This is a genomic window from Desulfitobacterium sp. PCE1, assembly GCF_000384015.1.
GTDB lineage: Bacteria > Bacillota > Desulfitobacteriia > Desulfitobacteriales > Desulfitobacteriaceae > Desulfitobacterium > Desulfitobacterium dehalogenans.
Map to the genome: position 1 here is coordinate 2,133,261 of NZ_KB913023.1, position 22,651 is coordinate 2,155,911.

At 44.2% G+C, this 22,651-nt stretch carries 19 protein-coding genes; 14 read left to right on the top strand and 5 right to left on the bottom strand.

What is annotated here, in order from left to right:
- Window positions 1-149: 149 nt before the first annotated feature.
- The 12 genes from DESPCE1_RS0110615 (at window position 150) to DESPCE1_RS0110670 (ending at window position 16,179) form a co-directional block, all read left to right on the top strand.
- Window positions 150-476 carry a YggT family protein gene (locus DESPCE1_RS0110615; protein ID WP_014793997.1) on the top strand — a complete coding sequence of 109 codons (327 nt, stop codon included), beginning with the start codon at window positions 150-152 and terminating at the stop codon, window positions 474-476.
- A 276-nt stretch (window positions 477-752) separates the two neighbouring features.
- The gene (locus tag DESPCE1_RS0110620) at window positions 753-2,669 is read left to right on the top strand and encodes a type IIA DNA topoisomerase subunit B (protein WP_019850465.1); all 1,917 of its coding nucleotides are present in this window, start codon (window positions 753-755) and stop codon (window positions 2,667-2,669) included.
- Window positions 2,670-2,689: 20 nt separating this feature from the next.
- The gene (gene gyrA / locus DESPCE1_RS0110625) at window positions 2,690-5,116 is read left to right on the top strand and encodes a DNA gyrase subunit A (RefSeq protein WP_019850466.1); all 2,427 of its coding nucleotides are present in this window, start codon (window positions 2,690-2,692) and stop codon (window positions 5,114-5,116) included.
- Window positions 5,117-5,244: 128 nt separating this feature from the next.
- A complete protein-coding gene (locus DESPCE1_RS0110630) occupies window positions 5,245-6,237 on the top strand; it encodes a hypothetical protein (RefSeq protein ID WP_019850467.1) in 993 nt (330 codons plus the stop codon).
- A 66-nt stretch (window positions 6,238-6,303) separates the two neighbouring features.
- Entirely contained in the window at window positions 6,304-7,566 is a 1,263-nt protein-coding gene (amrA, locus tag DESPCE1_RS0110635) for an AmmeMemoRadiSam system protein A (protein WP_019850468.1), read from the top strand.
- 55 nt (window positions 7,567-7,621) lie between these two features.
- Window positions 7,622-8,566, top strand: a complete 945-nt coding sequence (gene amrS / locus DESPCE1_RS0110640) for an AmmeMemoRadiSam system radical SAM enzyme (protein WP_019850469.1) — start codon at window positions 7,622-7,624, stop codon at window positions 8,564-8,566.
- A gap of 141 nt (window positions 8,567-8,707) precedes the next feature.
- Window positions 8,708-9,385 (top strand): NlpC/P60 family protein, encoded by a 678-nt coding sequence (locus DESPCE1_RS0110645; RefSeq protein WP_014794003.1) that lies wholly within the window; start codon window positions 8,708-8,710, stop codon window positions 9,383-9,385.
- Window positions 9,386-9,533: 148 nt separating this feature from the next.
- The gene (locus DESPCE1_RS0110650; protein ID WP_014794004.1) at window positions 9,534-10,343 is read left to right on the top strand and encodes a helix-turn-helix domain-containing protein; all 810 of its coding nucleotides are present in this window, start codon (window positions 9,534-9,536) and stop codon (window positions 10,341-10,343) included.
- Window positions 10,344-10,681: 338 nt separating this feature from the next.
- Entirely contained in the window at window positions 10,682-13,387 is a 2,706-nt protein-coding gene (locus tag DESPCE1_RS0110655) for an FAD-binding and (Fe-S)-binding domain-containing protein (protein WP_014794005.1), read from the top strand.
- A 306-nt stretch (window positions 13,388-13,693) separates the two neighbouring features.
- The gene (locus tag DESPCE1_RS0110660) at window positions 13,694-14,896 is read left to right on the top strand and encodes an MFS transporter (RefSeq protein WP_019850470.1); all 1,203 of its coding nucleotides are present in this window, start codon (window positions 13,694-13,696) and stop codon (window positions 14,894-14,896) included.
- Window positions 14,897-15,378: 482 nt separating this feature from the next.
- The gene (locus tag DESPCE1_RS0110665; protein WP_019850471.1) at window positions 15,379-15,915 is read left to right on the top strand and encodes a GNAT family N-acetyltransferase; all 537 of its coding nucleotides are present in this window, start codon (window positions 15,379-15,381) and stop codon (window positions 15,913-15,915) included.
- Between the two features lie 54 nt (window positions 15,916-15,969).
- Window positions 15,970-16,179, top strand: coding sequence for a hypothetical protein (locus DESPCE1_RS0110670; protein ID WP_242835385.1), 210 nt, complete (start codon window positions 15,970-15,972; stop codon window positions 16,177-16,179).
- Between the two features lie 2 nt (window positions 16,180-16,181).
- Here the strand turns inward: DESPCE1_RS0110670 and DESPCE1_RS0110675 are convergent, their stop codons facing one another.
- The 5 genes from DESPCE1_RS0110675 to DESPCE1_RS0110695 all read right to left on the bottom strand — a co-directional run bounded on the left by DESPCE1_RS0110675 (window position 16,182) and on the right by DESPCE1_RS0110695 (window position 20,684).
- On the bottom strand, window positions 16,182-17,165 hold the full coding sequence (locus tag DESPCE1_RS0110675) for a tyrosine-type recombinase/integrase (protein WP_014794009.1): 984 nt from the start codon (window positions 17,163-17,165) through the stop codon (window positions 16,182-16,184).
- A 752-nt stretch (window positions 17,166-17,917) separates the two neighbouring features.
- Window positions 17,918-18,139 (bottom strand): hypothetical protein, encoded by a 222-nt coding sequence (locus DESPCE1_RS0110680; protein ID WP_014794010.1) that lies wholly within the window; start codon window positions 18,137-18,139, stop codon window positions 17,918-17,920.
- Window positions 18,140-18,239: 100 nt separating this feature from the next.
- Complete coding sequence (locus DESPCE1_RS0110685) at window positions 18,240-19,286, bottom strand: D-alanyl-D-alanine carboxypeptidase family protein (RefSeq protein ID WP_019850473.1); 1,047 nt, start codon at window positions 19,284-19,286, stop codon at window positions 18,240-18,242.
- Window positions 19,287-19,410: 124 nt separating this feature from the next.
- Complete coding sequence (locus DESPCE1_RS0110690) at window positions 19,411-20,262, bottom strand: M23 family metallopeptidase (protein WP_019850474.1); 852 nt, start codon at window positions 20,260-20,262, stop codon at window positions 19,411-19,413.
- Window positions 20,263-20,321: 59 nt separating this feature from the next.
- A complete protein-coding gene (locus tag DESPCE1_RS0110695) occupies window positions 20,322-20,684 on the bottom strand; it encodes a LysM peptidoglycan-binding domain-containing protein (RefSeq protein WP_014794013.1) in 363 nt (120 codons plus the stop codon).
- Window positions 20,685-20,854: 170 nt separating this feature from the next.
- On the opposite strand from DESPCE1_RS0110695, the gene lexA reads away from it, so the two are divergent.
- Both lexA and DESPCE1_RS0110705 read left to right on the top strand, forming a co-directional pair.
- Window positions 20,855-21,469: a transcriptional repressor LexA gene (lexA, locus tag DESPCE1_RS0110700; protein WP_014794014.1), complete on the top strand. Its 615-nt coding sequence runs from the start codon at window positions 20,855-20,857 to the stop codon at window positions 21,467-21,469.
- Window positions 21,470-21,512: 43 nt separating this feature from the next.
- Window positions 21,513-22,631, top strand: coding sequence for a hypothetical protein (locus tag DESPCE1_RS0110705; RefSeq protein WP_019850475.1), 1,119 nt, complete (start codon window positions 21,513-21,515; stop codon window positions 22,629-22,631).
- The last annotated feature ends 20 nt before the right edge of the window (window positions 22,632-22,651 follow it).

Genomic DNA, 22,651 nt, shown 5'->3' on the forward strand with positions numbered 1-22,651 from the left:
CTTATGACCTTTTACGTCGATTATACCACACTATTTACCTGGTTTAGAACGAAATATGTAAAATAGGAAAAAAGGACCATACCTTATACATAAAAGGGTTCGGTTATCTCACATACTATCCAAGACTAAACTTTGGAGTGTGAAACTATATGAACCATAGTGAAGAAATACGGGCTTGGCAACGAATCGTTTATTACATCCTGGGCGTCATTGAAGTCTTGTTAGCTTTCCGCCTCATCTTTAAACTTCTGGGAGCAAATCCGGCCAGCGGATTTGTATCCGGAATCTATTCCTTGACGAATCTGTTGATGAGTCCTTTTCTGGGAATTTTCCACACCGCTTCTGCCCGAGGGGTTGAGACTCAGGCTATTTTAGAACCGGCTACCCTTGTCGCTATGATTGTCTATGCGGTGATAGGCTGGGGAATAGCTAAATTGATCGAGATTATGAAACGGCCCAATCAAAACCCAAAATAAAAAAGGCAGTTAAACATCAAAGGACATTACATAGTCACGATGACTCAATGTAATGTCCTTATTATTTCAACCTTATTGTTCTAAATAAGGATTGCAGGGGGCTATTTTTCGTCCTCATAAAAGGAAAATGTTTAGTGTTTAGCGAAAAAGAGAAAAATACTCCATAAAAAAACTGTATGGTATAATAGTAAAGCTTGCCACATTCATTTGATTGGCTATTTATGGTAGTATGATCAAGTTATCTATTTGCCGGTTTGACGAAAGGGAGGAAGTAGTTTGTCCATGGATTCAAAATATAATGCTGAATCGATTCAAGTCCTGGAAGGTTTGGAGGCTGTGCGCAAACGTCCGGGTATGTATATTGGTTCTATAGGGAGCAAAGGGTTGCACCATTGCGCCTGGGAAATCATCGATAATGCTATCGATGAAGCGGGGGCCGGTTTTTGCACCCGCATCGAAGTCACTCTCAATGCTGACGGCTCTTTGACCGTGCTGGATAATGGCCGGGGGGTGCCGATTGATATTCATCCTGTCAAGAAGATTCCGGCAGTACGGCTGGCCTTTGAGCAACTCCATGCCGGAGGGAAGTTTGACGGCCAATCCTATAAAACCTCCGGAGGCCTCCATGGCGTCGGGGCCAGCGTTGTCAATGCCCTGTCCTCCTTCTTAATCGTGGAAGTGAGCCGGGAGGGGAAGATCTTTCAACTGGAATATGAAGGCGGAGGGAAACTGAAATCCGATCTTAAGGTCATTAAAAAGGGGATTAAAGGAAGCGGTACGAAAGTCACCTTTAAGCCGGACCCGCTGATCTTTAAAGAGACCACATCCTTTAAGTTTGACACCTTGCGCAGCCGGCTGATGGAACTTGCTTTCCTTAATCCCGGCTTAATGATTGTGTTAACAGACCATCGCAAAGAGCCGAAAAGTGAAACCTTTCAATCCAAGAATGGAGTCATCGGCTTTGTTGAACACCTTAACAAAGAGTCCGATTACAACCCCGTACATAAAAAGCCTATCTTCTTCAAAGGAGAAAAGGATGAAATTATCGTTGAATGTGCGATTCAATACAACGATGGGGAAGATGAGCACCTTCGTTCCTATGTCAATAATATTCCCACGGATGAAGGGGGGACTCATGAGTCGGGATTCCGTACGGCTCTGACCAAAGTCTTTAATGCCTATGGCAAGAAAAACAACATCTTCAAAAAGGATGAAAGCCTGATTGGGGATGATCTTAAGGACGGCTTAACCTGCGTTCTTTCCGTAAAAGTCCGTGAACCCCAATTTGAGGGGCAGACTAAAACCAAGCTCTCCAATACAGAGGTGGAGGGTATCGTACAATCCCTGACCAATGAGGGGATCAGTACCTTCTTTGAACAGAATCCGGCCGTGGCCAAGGATGCCATCAATCGGGCATTGACCACTTGTCTGGAGCGTCTGGCGGCTAAGAGAGCCAAGGAGTTGAAGAAGAAAGCCCGGGACGCTGAAGTCAAAGCTCTCAGCGGCAAATTAGCTGCCTGCAGTGAAAAAGATCGCAGCCGCAATGAACTCTTTCTTGTGGAGGGGGATAGTGCGGGCGGCTCGGCCAAGACTGGAAGGGATCGCCGTTTCCAGGCTATTCTTCCTTTAAGAGGGAAGGTCATTAACACCTATCGGGCCAAGATGGATAAAGTCCTGGAAAATGAAGAGATCCGCAGTATGATCACAGCCATCGGAGCAGGTATCGGTAAAGAATTTGAAGTGGATAAGTCCAACTACGCCCGTGTCTGCATCATGACCGATGCCGATATTGACGGAGCTCATATCCGGTGCTTGCTGCTTACCTTCTTTTATCGCTATATGAAACCCCTTATTTTAGGAGGGAAAGTCTATATCGCTCAAGCACCTTTGTATAAGGCAGAAAAGGAAAAGGGTAAGGTGGTCCGCTACGCCTATGACGAGGCTGAGCTGAAGGATGCCTTAAAGGAATTGGGTAAAAGCGCCAAGATTCAACGGTATAAGGGATTAGGGGAAATGAATCCGGAACAGCTCTGGGAGACCACCCTAAATCCTGTCAATCGCCGCATGATCCAGGTGACCATCGATGATGCTTTGGAGGCGGAGCGGAAACTGAAGATCCTCATGAGCGAACAAGTGGACCCCCGCCGGGAGTTCTTAATGGAAAATATCGTATTTACGGAAGATGATATGTAAATTCAACTTGAGGTGAAAGAATGAGCATTCCTGAAGAAAATATAACCCAGCGCTCCCTGGAAGAAGTTCTGCCGGAGAGCTTTCTGGGCTATTCCAAACATGTGATCTTACAGCGGGCTGTTCCTGATGTCCGGGACGGCCTCAAGCCTGTTCACCGGCGGATTATCTATGCCATGGACGAGCTGGGTATGAATCCTGATAAACCCTACAGCAAATCCGCCCGCCTGGTAGGGGACTGCATGGGAAAATATCACCCCCATGGGGATTCCTCCATCTATGATGCCGCGGTACGTATGGCCCAGCCTTGGGCTACCCGCTATCCTTTGATTGACGGACAAGGGAATTTTGGCTCCATCGACGGGGATGGTGCGGCGGCCATGCGTTATACGGAGATGCGCATGACTCCTCTCTCCCAGCTGATGACCCAGGATATTGAAAAGAACGTTATTCCTTTCAAGCCTAATTATGATCAGCGCCAAAAAGAGCCCATCGTCTTACCCAGCCCCTTCCCGAATCTCTTAGTGAACGGCGGCTCGGGAATCGCCGTGGGCATGGCCAGCAATATCCCTCCCCATAACCTGCGGGAGGTCGTAGCAGCCCTGATCTTCCAGATCGATCATCCAGATGTCACTTTAGAACAGTTGATGGAAAGGATCAAGGGACCGGATTTTCCTACCGGAGGCCTGATTATCGGTTCCCAGGGCTTTACCGAGGCTTACCGGAGTGGCCGGGGGAAAGTGATCATGAGGGGAAAAGCGGTCATCGAGTCCGGGAAAAACGGCAAAAATCTCATTGTCATTACCGAGATTCCTTTCCAAGTCTCCAAATCCACCTTGGCTGCCAAAATTGAAACTCAAGCGGAAAATGGCAAGATCGAAGGAATCAGTGAAGTCCGGGATGAATCAGACCGGGAAGGGATACGCCTTGTGGTGGAGTGCAAAAAAGACGCGGATCCCAAACAGATCCTGAAGCTTCTCTATAAATATACCCAGCTCCAGGAAACCTTTGGTATCATCAACCTGGTCATTACCGAAGAAGGAACACCCCGGGTATTGGGGTTAAAAGAGATTAATCGGTCCTATCTTCAGCATCGCAAAGAAGTAGTTATACGCAGAACGGAATATGAACTGGAAAAGGCCAAAGCCCGGGCTCATATCCTGGAAGGTTTGGTCATCGCCATTAATAATCTGGATGAAGTCTTACATATCATCCGTTCCAGTAAAACTCCAACCCTGGCCAAGGCTGGTTTGATCACCCGGTTTGAATTCTCCGAGGCTCAGGCCCAAGCCATATTGGATATGAGGCTTCAGCATTTAACCAATCTTGAGCTGGATGGTATCCGCAAGGAATATGCGGACATCTTAAAACTAATCGTTGAACTGGAGAGCATTTTGGCTGATGTGAACAAAGTCTATGCTATCATCAAAAATGAACTTAAAGAGATCGCTGATAAATACGGGGATGATCGCCGCACTTTGATTCTTCCTGAGGATGCGGGGGACGACATCGATTTTAGCGCCTTTGAAGAGCCGGAAAAACCCATGGAAGTCTTACTGACGAAGAAGGGCTTCATCAAACAGATGCCCACCCCAACCCGGAAGAGCCAGATTAATGCCGTTGCTTTTGCCTTTAAAGACGGGGATGTAATATCGGAACAGCTGTCCTGTACATCAAAGGATACCCTCTTTTTCTTCACCCACAATGGCAAATACTATGATGCCAAAGCAAAATTAGTTCCTGAAGGAGGAGCCAAGGATAAGGGAAGAGCCGTCAATAACCTGTTCCCCTTGCCGGAGGAAGAGCGCATCGTTGCCATGCTTTCCTTAAGAGAAGGCAAAGAAGGACAGCACTTTGTCTTTGTCACCAGGGATGGGCAGGTCATGAGAAGTCCGGTAAAAGATTTCCTCAACGCAAGAACTCCCGAGGCCATGGGCTTAAAGGACCAGGATGAAATCATTAAGGTATTCCTCAGCGAAGGGGAAGGAGATCTGTTCTTAGCAAGTTTTCAAGGCCAGGCCATACGTTTTGCCGAGGCTGAAGTGAATCCCATGGGCCGGAAATCCCGAGGAGTGAAAGGCATGACCTTAAACGCAGAGGACTATGTGGTGGATGCCCTCCTGATTCAACCCGCCGCTGACGGGGAGGAAGGAGATCTGATCACGGTGACTGAGCAAGGATATGTTAAGCGGACTTCCTTTGATGAATATAAACCCCAGGGCCGTGCCGGACGAGGGATAGCCATTGCCAAGATTGATGCTGAAAAGACAGGGTATCTGGTCTCCTTGATCCCTATCGGACCTAAAGAAGATAAGATCCTGCACATCATTCAAGCCGGCGGTACGGTGACCCATGTGGAAGCCCAATCCCTGAAGAGGGAGTCCAGGGTAAAGAGCGGGGCCGGATTGGTCAATGTGATTATTAATGATTATATCGTTCATGTAGTATAGCCAAGTATTTGGAAAGGCTGGACGTTCTTTGTCCGGCCTTTACTCTTACCCTTACCCTTAACCTACATATCCTCATGGACAATAATAAAAATAGTCTGGGAGGGGAGGAGGTTTGGGAGATATGTTGAATGAAGAAAGTAGCGACTTTCAGTATGATCCCTAAAGGACTGGAGAGTGATAGAATGAATCAGGATCTCAACGCAAGGCTGGCCCAAGCCCAACAAGGTTCAGCCCGTCTGCAGAAGATTGATGCCATGCTTAAGGAGTTGCGAGGGGAGCTCCAGGAACTCGAAACCCATGAAAAAAAGCTGAAAAGGATTCTGGAGCAAGAGAATATTGATGTGGAAAAGCTGGAAAATAAAGGTCTGGCCGCTTTTTTCTACTCAGTGATGGGAAATTTAGAGGAGCGGATCGAGAAGGAGCGGAGTGAGGCCCTTGCGGCCAGGCTTAAATATGATCAAGCTTTGAAAGATATTGAAGAAGTCCATTCCGGTATAGCCAAGCTCTCTTCTGAGCGGTTGAATTATGTTGACTGCCCCTTAGAATATAAGGATCTCTATGCCCAAAAGCGAAAAATGCTCCTGGAAGAGAAGGGAGCAAAAGCTCAGGAAATCATTGCGCTTACTGATGAGGTATCTCACAGGCGCATTAATCTTAAGGAAATTAATGAAGCCATTGCGGTGGGAAACCGGGTTCTCGATAGTCTTAACAATGCTCTGGGTAGTCTTTCAAGTGCGGAAGGGTGGGGAACTTGGGATCTTCTCGGCGGGGGAATGATTTCCGGTCTGGCTAAGCACTCCCATATTAATTCTGCCCAAGCCGAGATTGAGAAAACCCAAAGTCTCTTACGTCAGTTTAGAACGGAGTTAACAGATATCCGCATTGGCACGGACTTAAATCTTAAAACAGAAGGATTTATCAAATTTGCCGACTTCTTCTTCGATGGAATCATTGCGGACTGGTTTATGCAAAGCAGAATTAATGAATCCCAAGCCAGCGTTGAAAACATTAAACACCAGGTGCAAATGATTATAGAAAAACTGCTGGAAATGAAAGCACACGAGAGCGAATGTCTCCAACGGCTTGATGGGAAAATAAGTGAACTCATTGTCAAAGGATAGGTAAGATTGATGGTATAGAAATACCACCGGCGGTAAAGATAGTGAAGATATAAAGAGGTGATTGCTATGCCCTTGGTTTATTCTATCTTTGTCCCTCATCCGCCCCTCCTTGTCCCTGAGATAGGACAGGGAGAGGAAAGAAAATGCTCAGCTACTCTGGAAGCTTACCGATATCTTGCCAGGAGCTTATATGAAGCTCAGATCGACACCGTTGTCCTCGTTTCTCCTCATACTCCTCTCTTGCGGGATGGAGTCGTCATTCTTCAGGATGAGACCCTTAGAGGGGATTTCGCCCAATTTGGAGTGCCTAAAGTTAAGTTGTTATTTTCCAATAATCAACTCCTGGCCGGAACTTTAGCCAAGGAACTGCCCGGAGGGGTGCTCACATCCGGAAAACTGGATCATGGAGCTCTTGTCCCCTTGTATTTCCTACAGGAAGCAGGTTGGGACGGTAAGCTTGTGGTAATGAGTATGCCCTTGGAGAATCCTGAAGGCTATGGGGAGATCATCCGTGATATTCTCAAAAGTTATGCCGAGCCCATTGCCCTGGTAGCCAGTGGAGATCTTTCCCATCGCTTAAAAAACGATGGTCCCTATGGATTTCATCCTTCGGGTCCTCAATTTGACACTAAGATTTTTGAAGGGTTATCCAGAGAGCCCTCTGCCATCAAGAAGATCCCCCGGGACTTGGCCGAGGAAGCCGGGGAATGCGGTTGGCGGAGTTTGCGCCTGGCCTTAGCGGTACAGCAAGGGTTGCCCAGGGTTCTTTCCTATGAAGGACATTTCGGGGTGGGATATCTCGCAGCTGAACTGTACCAATCCTCTCCTTTACCCCAATGGGCCAGACAATGCCTTGAAGCCTATTTGAACAAGGGCACGACTCAAGGACTCACAGTTCCCGATGTCCCCTTACTGCAGCTGCGGCGCCCCTGTTTTGTAACCCTTCACAAAGATGGGGATTTGCGCGGCTGTATTGGAACCACTGCTCCCTATCGGGAAAATCTGGCTCAAGAAATTGAGCATAATGCGATTGCCGCCGGAAGGGAAGATCCCCGCTTTTGGCCGGTGGAAGCAGAGGAATTACCCTTCCTGACGATTTCTGTGGATGTATTGGGAGAGATGGAAAAAATCAGCGGTATGGATGAGCTTGATCCCTGGCGTTATGGTGTAGTCGTACGGGGACGGGGAAGAACTGGGCTGCTGCTCCCCCGCTTGGAAGGAATCAACACAGCCCAGGAGCAAGTGGACATAGCCAAGCGTAAAGCTGGATTAGGCCCGGATGAGCCGGTAGAAATGTGGCGGTTTGAGGTCGTTCGCTATTTTGAGTGATCATTCATCATCATCTGATGTAACTGATGCAAAGGAAACGAGGTAAGGGTTATCCATGGAAGGAAAAACTGCAAGCTGCCTGCTTTGTCCCCAGAATTGTCAGCTTCGTTCAGGACAGGTCGGGCGTTGTCATGTGCGGGGAAACAGGGGAAATGGTGTGGAATCCCTTAATTATGGGGAAGCAGCATCCTGGCACCTTGATCCCATCGAGAAAAAACCTTTGTTCCATTTTCATCCGGGAAGCTGGGTATTTTCTGTGGGTGGCTTCGGCTGCAACCTTAACTGTACCTTTTGCCAAAACTATGAAATTTCTCAATCCCAGCAAAGGGGATTGCGTGTTACACCGGATGAGCTGGCAGAACAAGCCCGGGGTTCTTTGGGCTTATGTTTTACCTATTCGGAACCCACCACTTGGTTTGAAATGATCCGGGACACAGCCCCCCTTGTTCATAAGGACGGTGGTAAGGTGGTATTCGTCAGTAACGGAACCATCGCTCCGCGATATGTAGAAGAGCTTATTCCCTTAATCGATGCTGTAAACATCGATATTAAAGCGTTCAATGAAGGATTCTACCAAAAATTCTGCAGCGGCAAACTGTCCTGGGTTCTCGACACGGTAGAACGATTAGCCGGGCGCGTCCATCTGGAGATCACGACCTTAGTCATTCCTGAAGCCAATGATGACCCTAAAGAGCTTCGGGAATTAGGGAGATGGCTTCGCAGACTCAATACCCCTCTGGCTTGGCATCTAAGCCGTTATTTTCCGGCTTATAAACTCAATACTCCGCCCACGGCTCCCCGAAAGCTGATGGAACTTTGGGAAATTGCCAAAGAAGAAATAGATTACGTCTATATGGGAAATATCGCTGGGGGAGAGAACACTATTTGTCCTCAATGTGGGAAAAAGGTGATTTTACGGGAGAACTATCGAATCCGGAATCTTCTCCACAACGGAAATTGTCCTTTTTGCGGTAAAGAAATTTTTGGTGTGGGGCTATAATTTGAACTGCACCGCATGGATCGGAAGCCAATTGAGGAAAAATTGACCAGAATATGAAACAACTTTGCATTTACCTTTAAGTCGCCTCTCCTTATACTTAAGGACAAGCTTCCTTAATCAACGAGGAGAGGAGTATTTTTTTTGAAGAATAGAATTGTGTTTCTGCTTAGTGTCACACTCGTGATGGTTCTGGTTAGCGCTCAGATTACTCAGGCCGCTACCCCATTGCTTAAAGTTGGCTCAAGAGGTTCGGCTGTAGTAACATTGCAATCGAATTTGAAAACCCTTGGCTATGAGGTGGGTGCCGTTGATGGAATTTTTGGTGCCAAGACAAAAACAGCTGTTCAGGCTTTCCAAAAGAATTCCCGGATTCAAGTGGACGGAATCGTTGGACCTAAAACCCAACAAGCATTGACCAAAGCCTTGAGCTCCAAAAGTACCACGAATCGTTCCCTTAAAACTCAAAAGATCTTATCCACAGCCAAAGGTTATACCGGTGTCCCTTACCTCTGGGGCGGGACGACACCTTCCGGCTTTGACTGTTCCGGATTTACCCAATATGTATTTAAGAAAAATGGAATTACTCTTCCGCGGACCAGCAGCCAGCAATACCAAACAGGTACCGCTGTGAGCTTTAACTCTTTAATTCCAGGGGATCTGGTCTTCTTTAATTTCAACTCAGGCAGTGTTGTCAGCCATGTGGGGATCTACCTGGGAGACGGACAATTTATCAGTGCGACATCCGGTAAAGGTGTCATCACTTATAGCTTTACACCCTATTGGAAAAATGCTTATGTGGGAGCAAAAAGAGTGTATTAGTTGAACCAAGATAGCAAAAGGGGTTGTCGGCAGGCAACCCCTTTATTTATTTTCAATCGCTTATATAGAGATGTTTTGGAGGAGTATTTAAGAAGGTGTTGAATTATAATAAAATAGTCTAGTCTATAGATTGTAAGGTGGAGTTAAAATGGGTCTAGGTGTGAAAGTCCGCGATTTCCGCAAACAACGGGGATTAACCCTTCAGGCTTTGTCAGATCAGTTGGAAGTTTCCTGCTCTTTTCTCAGTGCTGTTGAACGGGAGATAAAAAAACCTTCTGTAGCTATGGTGCGAAGAATTTCCGAAGTATTGAACATTTCCCCCACTTATCTTCTGGATAGTGATACAGAAAAGGTTTATGGAGAAAAAATAAAGTTTATCAGACAAGGTAGAAGTCTCTCCATAGAAGAGTTGAGTGAACTCTCGGGAATATCCCCTGAACTTATCAGAGCTTATGAAGAAGGCTCCGACAAGCCGGATTTTGAATCCCTGAACACGTTGGCCGAGGTACTCAATGTTACGGTGAGGTATTTTCTGGAAAAGTCAGCCGATAAACTATCCATCGGTGGGAGAATTAAAAGAGAAAGGGAAAAATTGGGGCTAAAAAGTTCCACATTGGCGGATAAGGCAGGAGTCAGTCCGTCTATGATAAGCCAGATTGAGAATGATCAGGCGGAACCTTCCCTTGATACCCTGGAAAGTATTGCAGAAGCATTAGGGGTATCTGTCTGTTACTTTCTCTTAGAGCAGGAAGACGTGGAAAATCTTTTATCTTCTCTTAATCCTGATGTTTTATCCCTATTGGGTGATCCCAGGGTTCAATCTGTATTAAGAGCCGTTCGGGATTTTGAAGCCGGAGATTTGAAATTTATCCTTAATTATATTCAGTTTTTCAAACGCAACAGAGCTCTGCTGTCCTCTAAAGCGGAGAAAGACCATAACAGTTTAAGTTCAGATTAGATAAAAGCTGCCGGGAGGCAGTTTTTTTAGTGAGTAGTAAAATCTGAAAATTTCATTTTATCTCTAAAAAGCGGAAGGAGAATAGGGTTTACCGTCGAATAGCTAAGTATAATTTAGTTGGGGTTGAATTAAATTGAACCTTGGTTCAAAAGCAAGTTTTTGCTGATCGTTCAACCTTAGACAGAGAAGGGGGGATCAAATTTTTTTGTATAATAATTTAATATTAGTGAAAATACTTTTAACCTCAAAAAAGGATGTGATTGCTTTTGGGATGAAGAACCTTGCGGAAAGATACTAGGGGTAGGGGTGTATTCAAAGAGTATAAGGAGGTTTTGTTCATGAAAAACAACCTGACAACAGGTCAAATGAATAAAATTCAAAGATTGTTGGGAGACCGCGCTCGTTTTGATAAGATTGAACGGTTGGTTTATTCACATGATATGGGGATTATGCCGGAACAAATACGCTCTTTGATCCGTTGCCTTCCAGACGCAGTTGTTCAGCCCATCAATGTGGATGAAATTATTGAGATTGTAAAAATGGCCCAAACAGAAAAGATTCCCATAGTTCCGAGAGGAGCAGCAAGTGCCGGTTTTGGAGGAAGTGTCCCTGCCAAAGGGGGAATTGTTCTCGATCTTGTGCGAATGAATAAGGTGCTGGAGATCGATAATAAGAAGGGGACGGCAACTGTTGAACCTGGGGTAATTTGGAGTAACCTGGAGTCGGAGCTGGTAAAGCAGGGGCAGACGTTGAGAACCTATCCCTCCAGTTCGAATAGTTCAACGGTTGGAGGATGGGTAGCTCAAGGGGGATGCGGCTATGGCGGTTACGAATATGGGGAGTGCGGGGAAAATATTGTCTCCGTTGATGTTGTGCTGCCGACAGGAGAATTGAAAACTTTTGCCGGTGAAGAAATAGCCAATGTCTATGGTTTATGTGGAACTACAGGTATCATTGTGAAAGTTATCGTTAAACTAAGGGAGATCGATGAAGAAAGAGTGATGCTTTCCTCATTTCCAGACTTAAAAAGTGCGGCAGATTTTCTTACCAATTTATCAAAAGCCAAGGTACCGGTATGGAATGTAGGTTTTTCGACACCCTCATTTACGGCTTTAAAGCAAAAAGCCCAGGAACACTATTCTCTTCCGGAAGACGAATATTTGGTCACCATAGTATTTCCAAAGCACCGCCGATCAGCGGCGGAAAAGCAGGTTAAGGAATTAACAGCGAAACACGGCGGGAATGTAATGCGGGACAAACTGGCTGAAGAAGAGTGGCGGGAAAAGTTCTATCCTATGCGGTTTAAAAAGTTAGGTCCTACCTTTGTTGCCAGTGAGGTTGTATTACCGATCGGCAAACTGGCCCAATTTGTCAGTGAAGTAGAAGAAAAATATAAAGGTGAGTTTGCCATGGAGGGCACCATGGTCGGAGTGGGGGAGATCTCCCTTCTTGGTTTTATGCTTACAGATGAAAGAAAATTAGGTTTTCCCCTTGCCTATGCTTGTGCCCTGGATGTCATTGATGCGGCGGAAAAAATGGGCGGAAGGGTCTTTACCCTGGGTATGTATTTTACAGATCGGGCCAAATCTTTTTATGGACAAAAAGAACTGGAGAGGATATGGGAATATAAACAGTCGATTGACGCGGAAGGAATTATGAATCCGGGCAAGGTCATACCTCCATCATTGGATAAACAATCTCCCATCAAAATGCTTAGCGGGGCGATGAAGATTGCTAATGCGGGAAGTGGTGTGATCGGTTTAGCCGGGCGTTTATTAACGAAATGGCAAAAGGGAGAATTCAGTTCTCCTTTGGAGGAAGACTTGACGGATGATACTTTTGCTTGCGCCATGTGTGGATACTGCCGAAATATTTGTACTGTATTTGATGCTGTGCCCTGGGAAAGCAATTCCCCAAGAGGAAAATACTTTATTCTCAATCAATATATCAAAGGCAAGATCAAGCTGGATGATGAAGTGGGGAGGGCTCTTTATCCGTGCACAACCTGTAAAAAATGTGATACAGTCTGCCAGGTGCGTTCCCATAATGCTCATCATTGGATGTCTTTGCGTTATGAATTCAGCAAGAATAAACTTCATAATACAGGCTTAGAGATCATTCGCAATAATGTTTTGAATATAGGTAATTTCTGGGGAGTGCCGGGAAATGAGCGATTGAATTGGCTGGATGTGCCGGTACAAACTCACGGCAAACTTGCTTATTGGTCCGGATGCTGGGCCAGCACCATTATGGACACTATGGCGCAAAATAGTACAAGAATTTTAAATGCATTGGAGATACCCTTTGTTCATTATGGAGAAAAGGAACAATGCTGTGGACTGTATTTGTCTCTGGGCGGATACAAAGAGGATTTTCAGACTATAGTCCGCAGAAATTTAAATATGTTTAATGAATCCGGCGTTGACACGATTCTTTTCTCATGTCCCGGATGTTACGCTACCTTTAATGAGAATTATCGGCAAATAGCTATGGAATTAGGCCTGGAGTGCACTATACGTTTCAAGCATATTGCGGTGTATTTAAGTGAATTGATTGGAGAGGGTCGACTTAAATTCAAAGTGCCGGTTCATAGTACGGTGACTTATCATGACTCCTGCCATGTTGGCCGCTGGTTCGGCCATTATGACGAGCCCCGCAATGTGCTTCGGGCTATTCCCGGCTTAGAGCTGCGGGAAATGGAGCATATTAAAGAACAGGGGCTTTGTTGCGGGTTGGTATCAGCCTTTGACTCTTTGGCTTCTGTTTCTCATAGTGGCATGAAGAGGGTCCAAGAAGCAGAGAATACAAAGGCCGAATGGCTGGTTACCAATTGTGCCGGTTGCGGCTCTCAGTTTAACGCGACGTGTCATGCAATGGGGACGAAAGTTCAGCAGGCAGACCTGACGGAATTGGTGTCTAAAGCACTGGGAATTCCCGCAGAGGATCCTTCGGAAAAGGTTGGAGCTTATATGGTTCAATGTGTAGAAATGCTCAAAGATAGTGTCCTTACCCCTATCGTTGTTCCGGCTGAAGTCAGAAAATAGGTGAGTATCTCCTTTTAGACTAGTTTATTAACGGCTCTTTTCTGAGCTCATTCAGGTGGTCTGATCCTGAATGAGCTCTTTTATTATATAAATCTGAATATAAAGACAAAAATTTCTTGACATAAAGAATATTCGTATTATTATAAAGAATGAGACATAGATTTGTATAGACATATATTCAAGTTCTGGGAATAACGATATTAGGAAAGGAGGGTAAATGTGTAAAAGTACTCAAATTAAATGCTGAGAAGCAATAAAGCTCCGACTCAGGATCCGTTGTAAGATTTACTGGAAAGGATGGTAAGTATGAGTGAAAAGAAACAATCCCTAGTATTATTGGCCATTTTTTCATTTGCCTTTATCGCGATGGGCGTTGGAACGATTACACCTGCCATAGCTGCGATCGGAGCAGCCTTTCCCCACGTTGGATTCAGCACTCTCTTATTAGTTTCCACTATTCCTTCCCTTGTTTCAATTCCGGTAGCCATTATCGGAGGCAGCATTGCCGGGAAATCGGTTAAGTACAGAACTTTAGTGCTTTTTGCAGCATTGATGTTCACTATCGGCGGTATAATTCCTTATTTCTTATCGAATTTTACTTTGATTCTGGTATCCAGAGCGTTCTTCGGCCTGGGTTTGGGTCTGATCATGCCCCTCAATACTGCCCTGATTTTCAATCTTATCCCACCTGACAAGCAAGCAAACATCATGGGGATCAACGGAGTTGTCATGAATATCGGGGGTATTGTCCTTCAATTGCTGGGCGGAGTTTTTGCCTCAATCCAGTGGAATTACAGTTTCCTCGCCCACGCTTTTGGTTTAATTACATTTTTGATCACTCTATTTTTCCTGCCTGAACCTAAAAAGCATGAACTTCCTGCAGGTACGGAAGATGCGCCGGCTGAAAAACTGAAAATGCCTGTTTCGATCTTTGGCTGGGGAATTGCCTTTGGGGTTGTCACCATCTTGGACTACCCGTCCTTGACCAATATGTCTTCTGTTCTTGAAACTATCGGAGCCAATTCTGCAGTTGCCGGAATAGTCTTGATGTTCATGACCATAGGTGGTATGTTGGCAGGGATAGTCTTTGGTAAAGTATTCAATAAGATTGGTCGTCAAACTCTCTCTCTCGGGCTCGTCTTTTTCATCTTATCTCAGGTCCTGTTCGCCTTTAGTCAAAGTGTACCGCTCTTTATTGTTGGTGAAGCTTTGATGGGAATCGGCTTAACCCTTTCTATGACTTCCATCAATATGATGGCTGGAGCTTCAGTACACCCCAGTCAGACTCCAATGGCGATGTCTATCATTGTAACCGGCATGAATCTGGGTGGTTTCCTCTCCGGCTATATCTACGCTGCCGTCATGGGGGCATTGGGCATCACCACGCTGAGATTCCAATATTATAGCGGTATGGTCGGATTTACAGCTCTGCTTGTATTCTTCTTGATTCTCTTTTCCGTCAAAAAGCGGGCGACCCCGGTTGGTCCCTCCCAAGCAAGTTCTCATTAAATTTTAAAAAAGAATAAAAAGCTACGGGGTCTTCGGAAACCGCAGCTTTTTTTATAGGGTTTATACTTAATATCCAGCAGGACTGAGGTCTAAGAGTAAGGCAAAATCTTCATCGATGAAGATTTTGAATTCTTTTCGCCCAAGGCGCCACCCATCACCAGTCTGTACTCCTGGCGAATATCATATATCTTCCCGGGTTTTTAATATAGTATATGAAGTTGGCCTATTGATGTGACAACCTAATCCAAGAACAGCCAAATTTTTCGATTTCATAGACAATGATTGATGGTTTCTAGTTTGAAGGAAAAGTTAGATTTACGAAGAATATCTTTATAAAGAGTGCAAAAACTCTATGTTGATGAGATGTGACAGAGGGTTTGGGACATCGGGAGAATAGTCATGCATTAACCCGACATCGCAAACCCTCTGAACATTATGAGATTGTGGTTATTAATCTATGGTTAGGAAGGAAGGTTGAACATGTGAAGTCAATTCAGCTTAAAAATGGGCAACTCATTTTAATCAGAGAAGCAGTGAAAGAAGATGCTCAGGAATTAGTTAACTATTTACACAAGATTGGTGGCGAATCCGATTTTCTGACCTTCGGATCCGGAGAGCTTAGTATATCAGCAAATGATGAGGAATCCATTATTGAAGAAAGTCGCAATGCCAAGAATAAGATTATGCTACTTGCCTTAGTCGACAACAAGGTGATTGGATGTTTGAGCTTTGTTAATGGGGCAAGGGCACGAACCCAGCATACCGGAGAGTTTGGACTTTCGGTCTTAAAAGATTATTGGGGGCAAGGAATTGGCAGCGCTATGCTGAAAGAATTGATTCGATGGGCAAAGGATTCGAATACGATTAAGAAGCTCAATCTTCGGGTTAGAAGTGATCACGCTAAAGCGATTGAGCTATATAAGCGTTTTGGCTTTGTTCAGGAAGGAATGATTACAAGAGAACTTATGATTTCGGAGAAATTTTATGATTTTTGCTGTATGGGCTTATGTATAGATTAAAGGCTTACTCATGTGGAGTATCAGAATAATTCTTTGTAAAGGATGATTTGCTTGTTGAAACTATACGCTATTTATACTCTAACTGGTGATGAGGAGAGATTTTTGGGGCAAGCCTATTTAACGGAAAAGGACCTGGAGGCCGTTGAAGAAAGTTTTACCGGGCTGCTTAAAGCGGAATATCATATTACCCTTACAGACGGAGATCGGGTTAATGTCAGTACCATCGACTCAATCGAAGAGATTGCTGATGACGGGGGAGAATGAGATCATCGAAATTTAATATGCTCAGCTGCTCGTCTTAACTGCTCATCCAGAACTTTGGCATAGATTCTTGTGGTTCTAGGGTCGCTATGACCAAGAGCGTCCTGAACGATGGCCAGGTTTTCTGTTTCACGCAGCAGGAGGGTCGCAAAGGTCGAGCGCAATTTATGAGCACTGAAGCTCTCCGTATTATGACCAAAGTTTTGGAGAATGGTCATATACTTTTTGATCAGATCCTGGATAGCTCTTTTGCTCATGCGATTGCCCTGGATCGAAAGAAAAAGGGCATCGGTTTGTTGGATGACATAGCGAGGGCGTTCATTCTTAATATAATCCTGTATGGCCGTCGCGACTTCGGCGTTAAAATAGATGTTGGTTTCTTTATTTCCTTTGCGGATAACGAAAAAACAACCCTTGTTAAAGTCGATGCTTTGTAAGTTTAGGCCATATAGCTCACTTAATCGCAAGCCCGTACCTATGAAGGTCAGGAAGATGGCATAATCTCTTTTCTCTGTATAGAGATGGTATTTAAGTTGACCTTCACTTAAGCCCGTACCGGTCTCAATGATATCCACTAAGTCAGCAATTTGCTCCGGTTCAAGGGCTTTGGGAGCTTTTTGATTCTGTGCAATTGGATTAAGCTTTATGGTAATGTCTTTTGAGATGAAGTCCTCTCGCAATAAGTAGCGATAAAAGGATTTGATGGCTGCTTGCTTGCGAGCTAAGGCTCTGACGCCATTTTTCCTATGGGTTCGGGCCCAGTTTAAGTAAGCTTCGATATCAGTATGTTGAATTTGCTGAATATGTTCGATAGTCAAGGAAGAAGGGGAGGGAGGAAAGTCCGGTTTACAGTCACAAATAAATTGCAGGAAGAGAAAAAGTTCCTGAGCATAGGCCTTTTGTGTATGTGGGGATCGATTGATTACTCCTAAATGATTAATATATGTAAATGCATAAGAGGGTAGAGGGATATTAAAAATATCTGCCATGATGATTCACCTACATTCAGTTATTTGAGTATCGATTTGCTGATCATATTGATCTCTATAACTCATATTCTAGGGGATAAAAGAGGCAAAATCAACTATGTATTAAAACGATATTTAGCGCAGAGTTAAAATTGGGTGGTAAGCACAGTATCGGGTTTGATAGTATGTTCTATGTAACCACGCAAATCTTAGGCGGATTTTAGAGTCAATGTCAGAAAAATGTTCTATAGAAAACTGTGTAATTTTGATTGTTTGACATAGATACAGTTGTAATTGTAATAATACCGCTGTATTAATAGAAATAGCATTGGCCATTAAGTTTTTAAACCTTGTTGAGGCTTTTAAATGCTCCGTATCTTGCTTTAGCCGTAATTTTAAGAGTAATCCAAGCTAAAGGTCAATTGAATACTAAAATTAAATTATACTATCGGATTGAATTGCATTTGTGAGCAGCGTCATTGAATACGTCATAAATACTATCGTATAAGTATTAAAGTGTTTGCAATGGTATGCTTACAAAGTAAAAGCTAAATAGCAAAATTGCATTACATTATAGAAATTACACATAGACTTGGCACATTACAAAATAAAATGAGTAAAATAATTCAACCAGGCTAATTCAGGCTAATTCAGGCTAATTCAGGCTAATTCAGGGCCACCTCTATCTAACCATCCTTATTACTTTACATAATATTCATTATAGGACCCAAAATAAAAAAATAAGGACCTTCCCTTTTCGGGAAGGTTTTGTCTTAGTGTTTGATTTTAAAAGCTTTACCAGGGTGCTCGGTTCGGATATCTTCGGTATTGATTATAATTTCGTCGATTTCAATCCCTACATAGTCAGCTGTAGATTCTATACATTGACAGCAATTATCACAGATTTTTTCCCTATTTAATTCGCAGCGATCGCATTCACCGCATTCTGTACAGAGTCGATGTTCAAGAACACAAGGTTCTCCGTATTGTTTCATGATTCAGCACTCCAATATTTAATGATTAAGCTTCGATTGGTAATCACTTTATTGATACTACTTTATGCAATAACAGATAACTGACCCTATTCATTCTCGACTATGGTGCGAAAAATCCCGGCATATTATAAAATGCCTCCGGACTGCTTAAGATATTTTTTAATGCCGCCCGTGTTCGTATCTTAGCTATTCCTTGATCCAATAACTCAACTGTGTCCGTATAACGCTGCTCACTGCCTAATAGGACCAATAAGAGGTCTCCATCCCCCATTGTGACATATGTAACAAGGCACTGGCCCGCTTCAGTGGTGGTTCCTGTTTTAAGGCCTTGATCTCCCGGATAAATACCTAAAAGTTGATTTGTGTTAGAGATTTCCCGAACCTGTTTCCATCCGTTGGCATCAGTCCAGTTTACAGATGCCTTTTTTTGCTTAACATAATCCATGAGAGTTGGATTCTCCGTGAATTTTGAGGCAATGATGGCTAAATCTTTTGCCGTGGTATATTGATCTTGTGCCGGCATGCCATTGGCCGTCTTAAACTGACTATCCGTACAGCCGAGTTCAAGGGCATACCGGTTCATAGCCTGAATAAAGTCATCCATGGAACCATAAGCTGCCACAGCTAACGCACTAGCCGCATCATTGGCACTGAATACATACATTGCTGTAAATAAGTCTTTTACAAGTATCTTATCACCAGGCTTAAGGCCAAGTACAGATCCTTCGACCTTGACTTCTTCTCCTAAGGTAATGAGCTCATCCTCTTGAAGTTTTTCATGAACAAGAAGCCCAGTTAAAAGTTTTACTGTGCTGGCGGGTGCTCGGCGTGTATCTCCGTTTTTCTCCAGAAGCCTCTCCCCTGTTCTTAGGTTAAGCATGAGATAACTGGAGTCTTCAGGCGGAGTATATTCAGGGGTATCCGAAAATTGAGCAGGAGAAGTTCCGGATGTGTTTGGGTTAGTCTTTTCTGCATCCTTTGTAACAGGATCGCTTTTGTTAATTGATGGACTGGAACTTAGGGTATGGAGGGTATCCGCTAAACCTGTTCGGTCCAACAAACCTGGAAAAAAGGTTAAAACGATTATCGCTGTGATGATAATCGTTAAAAGCGTAAGGGGAATTCTTTTCTTTGATTTTTTACTCATATCTTGCCTTCTTTATTGAATGTATTGAAATCTTTCTTGTAGATCGGGTGATCTTAGTCTTGACCTCTTATATATAATAATTAATTTTAAGGATAAGGGCAAGCTTTTGCGTGAAGAGTCCTTTCTATGAAATCGAATTCTTCTGTGAAAGAGCGTTCTCTTCCTGACTTTGCTGCCAAATAGTTAGGAAAGGATAAGGATTGACCCACTCTCCATTAGGAAGCTCAATACCAAAATGTAGATGATCAGGAGTTGTAAGAGCATCTCCGGTATGCCCTAAGGTTCCTAAAAAATCCCCCTTCTTAACTTTTTGACCTTCCTGAAGATGAGGGTTTATGGTGTTTAGATGAGCATAGTAATAATAGTTGCCGTCCTCTCCCCTAACACCTACCCGTTCTCCTCCAAGCCGATTCCAACCTAACCTCTCAATTTTGCCGTTCCCAATACTGATGACGGGAATACCTTCTGCGCCGAAAATGTCCGTTCCTTCATGTTTGCGTACCCCGCCCTCCCGGTCTGCTCCAAAGGTATCCATGTACCAGACCTTACCAATCACCGGAAAAACAAAACGGCCCGGTTCATAAAAGGGATAGGTTAAAAGAACATGTCGCTTCCAGAGGGTTTGTTTGACCACTGCTTCATCGATCTGAAACTCACTGTTTTGCCAGGAGAGTTCTTCGAAATCTATATCCTGTTGCAACTGTTGGACGAGATAGAGTTCCTCATCCTTAGTGACGGTGCTTCGTATCGCTATTAAATCTGCCCAGGCCGTAGGAGAAATCTCTTTCCCTTCCTTCTGACATTGTAAAACAAGCTCAGCCGGTAGATTCAGGAGATAGGGATAGATATCGGAAGAGATGGCCGGTTTCTTATGTATGCCCTTCCAGACGGCTGTGCTGATCAAGATGATCACAAGGACTTTTAGGAATAAAGTCCAGTGCTTTTGTCTCGGTTTGATACTCCTGCGTATCCTCATTCCCCTCTCCCCTCTCTACAATGCATAATATGGGAGGAAAGGCTGGATTAGAAGTATAGTTAAGGTTGATTCTCTGAGATAGGAGTATAAATCACTTGACCGGTTTGTATCGTGGTATCGGTGAGTTGATTGTATTCCATAATCTTAAGAACGAGTGTACGGGTATCGATTTGCAGGCCGGAGTTCTCAGCTAAGGACCAGAGAGTATCTCCGGATTGAACGATTTGCGGTTGGAAAACAAGTTTCTCTACTCTGCTGTTTGCCTGATTCCAATCCCAGAAGAACCAGCCCATACTTCCAAATATCATGAGAAAAAGCAGCAAATAAGAACATAGTTGCCTTAGCAGTTTTCTCATTCGATAATTTCGATAGTCTCTATTATAGCTTCTATAATGGCGGACGGAAGAAGAACAAGTACTCATAATAATCCTCCTTTATGTTCTCATAAAATCCAAATATATACGAACATAGGTTCCTGAGAACAGTATAAAGGAGAGTACGGGAATTCGTCAATACTTTTTCGAACATTTGTTTGCACACGGAGGTATTTAATGCTAAAATAGATTTAGAATATATGAAGGGAGGAAATTGGGTGTATCCTGATTTATCGCAGAGACAGACTGATATATTAGAGTATATTAAACGGGTTATTCGAGAAAAGGGTTATCCCCCCTCTGTTCGCGAAATAGGCGATGCAGTTGGATTAATGTCCAGCTCTACTGTTCACGGGCATTTGCAGACCATTGAAGAAAAGGGGTACATACGCCGCGACCCAACGAAACCTCGAGCCATTGAGATATTAGACAGCTCCAGCGATCCCAATGAAAAGAGAACTGTTTTTGTCCCCATTATTGGCAAGGTGACCGCCGGCCAGCCTATTTTGGCCCAGGAAAATATCGAAGATACGTTCCCGCTTCCAATGGATCTGGTTAACTCAGATACGGTGTTCATGCTGAGAGTTAAAGGTGAAAGTATGATTGATGCAGGAATTATGGACGGGGATCTTATTTTAGTACGCCAGCAAAAACTGGCCCGTAACGGAGAGATCGTGGTTGCCATGATCGGTGAAGAGGCTACGGTAAAACGGTTCTACAAAGAAAAAACACTCATCCGCCTTCAACCTGAAAATCCTTATATGGAGCCTATCTACTCCCAGGATGTCACTGTCTTGGGTAAGGTTATTGGGGTATTTCGTATTTTACACTGATTTATAAGGTACGTGGCAATAAAAAGCAGACCTCCATTCCACAATGATGTGGGTGGATATCTGCTTTTTTATTGCACAATACGAACTTGAAGTACAAGTAAAGGAGGTCATTAAGATCGTTGACAGTCAAACTATTAGGGCCCTTCGCATGGAGCGGCAATTTCTTTCATACAAGGCAAGTGAGGAAGAATACATATCACTTTACCGTGACGCACAGCCTGGGCAGAGTATTTACTGGAATGGTTTCGGCGACCCGCCAAGTTTAACCTTCCGTGCTGACTTTGACGACATCGAATTCAACCGAAAAAGGCAAAGCACTCGTAAACTCATCAAAGGGCGGTTTGCGGGCGGCAATCTGGGCTGGATTATGGTTGAGGATTTGGAATTGTTCGCCGCGCTGTATCGCAAGCCCCTTGACAAACCGTCGGAACGCCAACACGTGCTGCTGGATCTGATTAAGCGGGAAGGTCCCTTAACCATCCAGCAGATGAAGGAATTCACCGGGATGCTGGTGAAGGAGATAACCCCTGCACTCCACCGCCTGCAGGAAGCATTTTTAATTTACGAAGATCAATACGACGGAGAATGGGATCGGAGCTGGTATAAATTTACCGAAATGTTTCCCAATGCAGATCTGGCACGTTATTCTCGGCAGGAGTCGCTGAAGATCCTATTACAACGCTTTGCCTATCGCCATGTTTTATTTGATGGGGATATGGTAAAGTCGTTTTATAAACTGCCGGGGAAAGAGATCAAAAAGGCGATTGAGGGGATGCTTGCCGACGGCATTTTTATAGAGATGGAAAACAGTTACCTACTGAAATCTGATTGGGCATTGCTGCAAACTTATGCCAAGGAAACACCCAAATTCGTCCTTGCCATGCATCGCAATGATTTTTTAGTCAAGTCCAATGAGCATCGGCTGAAAGAACAATTCAAGCACCCGGAGCATGAGACCCTGCAATATCTGCTGATTGACGGTGAGTTTCGCGGAGCTTCAGTCGGGCATTTTAAAAATGGTCCCTATGTGTTGGAGGATATAATTTTAGACTTGCCGAAAGCTGAAATCACCGCCCGCAAAAATGAAATTCTTGAAGCGGTGTATACCGTCAACTTCGGAAGAAATAATCCCATTAAACGATATAACGGGGAGAATTTATGAAGTTAATCACGATTATACGC

What these genes read in the sequence shown, in the direction of transcription:
- DESPCE1_RS0110615 (WP_014793997.1), top strand. Translation starts at nt 150, where the DNA reads ATGAACCATAGTGAAGAAATACGGGCTTGGCAACGAATCGTTTATTAC.
- gyrA (WP_019850466.1), top strand. Translation starts at nt 2,690, where the DNA reads ATGAGCATTCCTGAAGAAAATATAACCCAGCGCTCCCTGGAAGAAGTT.
- DESPCE1_RS0110630 (WP_019850467.1), top strand. Translation starts at nt 5,245, where the DNA reads ATGAAGAAAGTAGCGACTTTCAGTATGATCCCTAAAGGACTGGAGAGT.
- amrA (WP_019850468.1), top strand. Translation starts at nt 6,304, where the DNA reads ATGCCCTTGGTTTATTCTATCTTTGTCCCTCATCCGCCCCTCCTTGTC.
- amrS (WP_019850469.1), top strand. Translation starts at nt 7,622, where the DNA reads ATGGAAGGAAAAACTGCAAGCTGCCTGCTTTGTCCCCAGAATTGTCAG.
- DESPCE1_RS0110650 (WP_014794004.1), top strand. Translation starts at nt 9,534, where the DNA reads ATGGGTCTAGGTGTGAAAGTCCGCGATTTCCGCAAACAACGGGGATTA.
- DESPCE1_RS0110655 (WP_014794005.1), top strand. Translation starts at nt 10,682, where the DNA reads ATGAAAAACAACCTGACAACAGGTCAAATGAATAAAATTCAAAGATTG.
- DESPCE1_RS0110660 (WP_019850470.1), top strand. Translation starts at nt 13,694, where the DNA reads ATGAGTGAAAAGAAACAATCCCTAGTATTATTGGCCATTTTTTCATTT.
- DESPCE1_RS0110675 (WP_014794009.1), bottom strand. Translation starts at nt 17,165, where the DNA reads ATGGCAGATATTTTTAATATCCCTCTACCCTCTTATGCATTTACATAT.
- DESPCE1_RS0110680 (WP_014794010.1), bottom strand. Translation starts at nt 18,139, where the DNA reads ATGAAACAATACGGAGAACCTTGTGTTCTTGAACATCGACTCTGTACA.
- DESPCE1_RS0110685 (WP_019850473.1), bottom strand. Translation starts at nt 19,286, where the DNA reads ATGAGTAAAAAATCAAAGAAAAGAATTCCCCTTACGCTTTTAACGATT.
- DESPCE1_RS0110690 (WP_019850474.1), bottom strand. Translation starts at nt 20,262, where the DNA reads ATGAGGATACGCAGGAGTATCAAACCGAGACAAAAGCACTGGACTTTA.
- DESPCE1_RS0110695 (WP_014794013.1), bottom strand. Translation starts at nt 20,684, where the DNA reads ATGAGTACTTGTTCTTCTTCCGTCCGCCATTATAGAAGCTATAATAGA.
- DESPCE1_RS0110705 (WP_019850475.1), top strand. Translation starts at nt 21,513, where the DNA reads ATGATGTGGGTGGATATCTGCTTTTTTATTGCACAATACGAACTTGAA.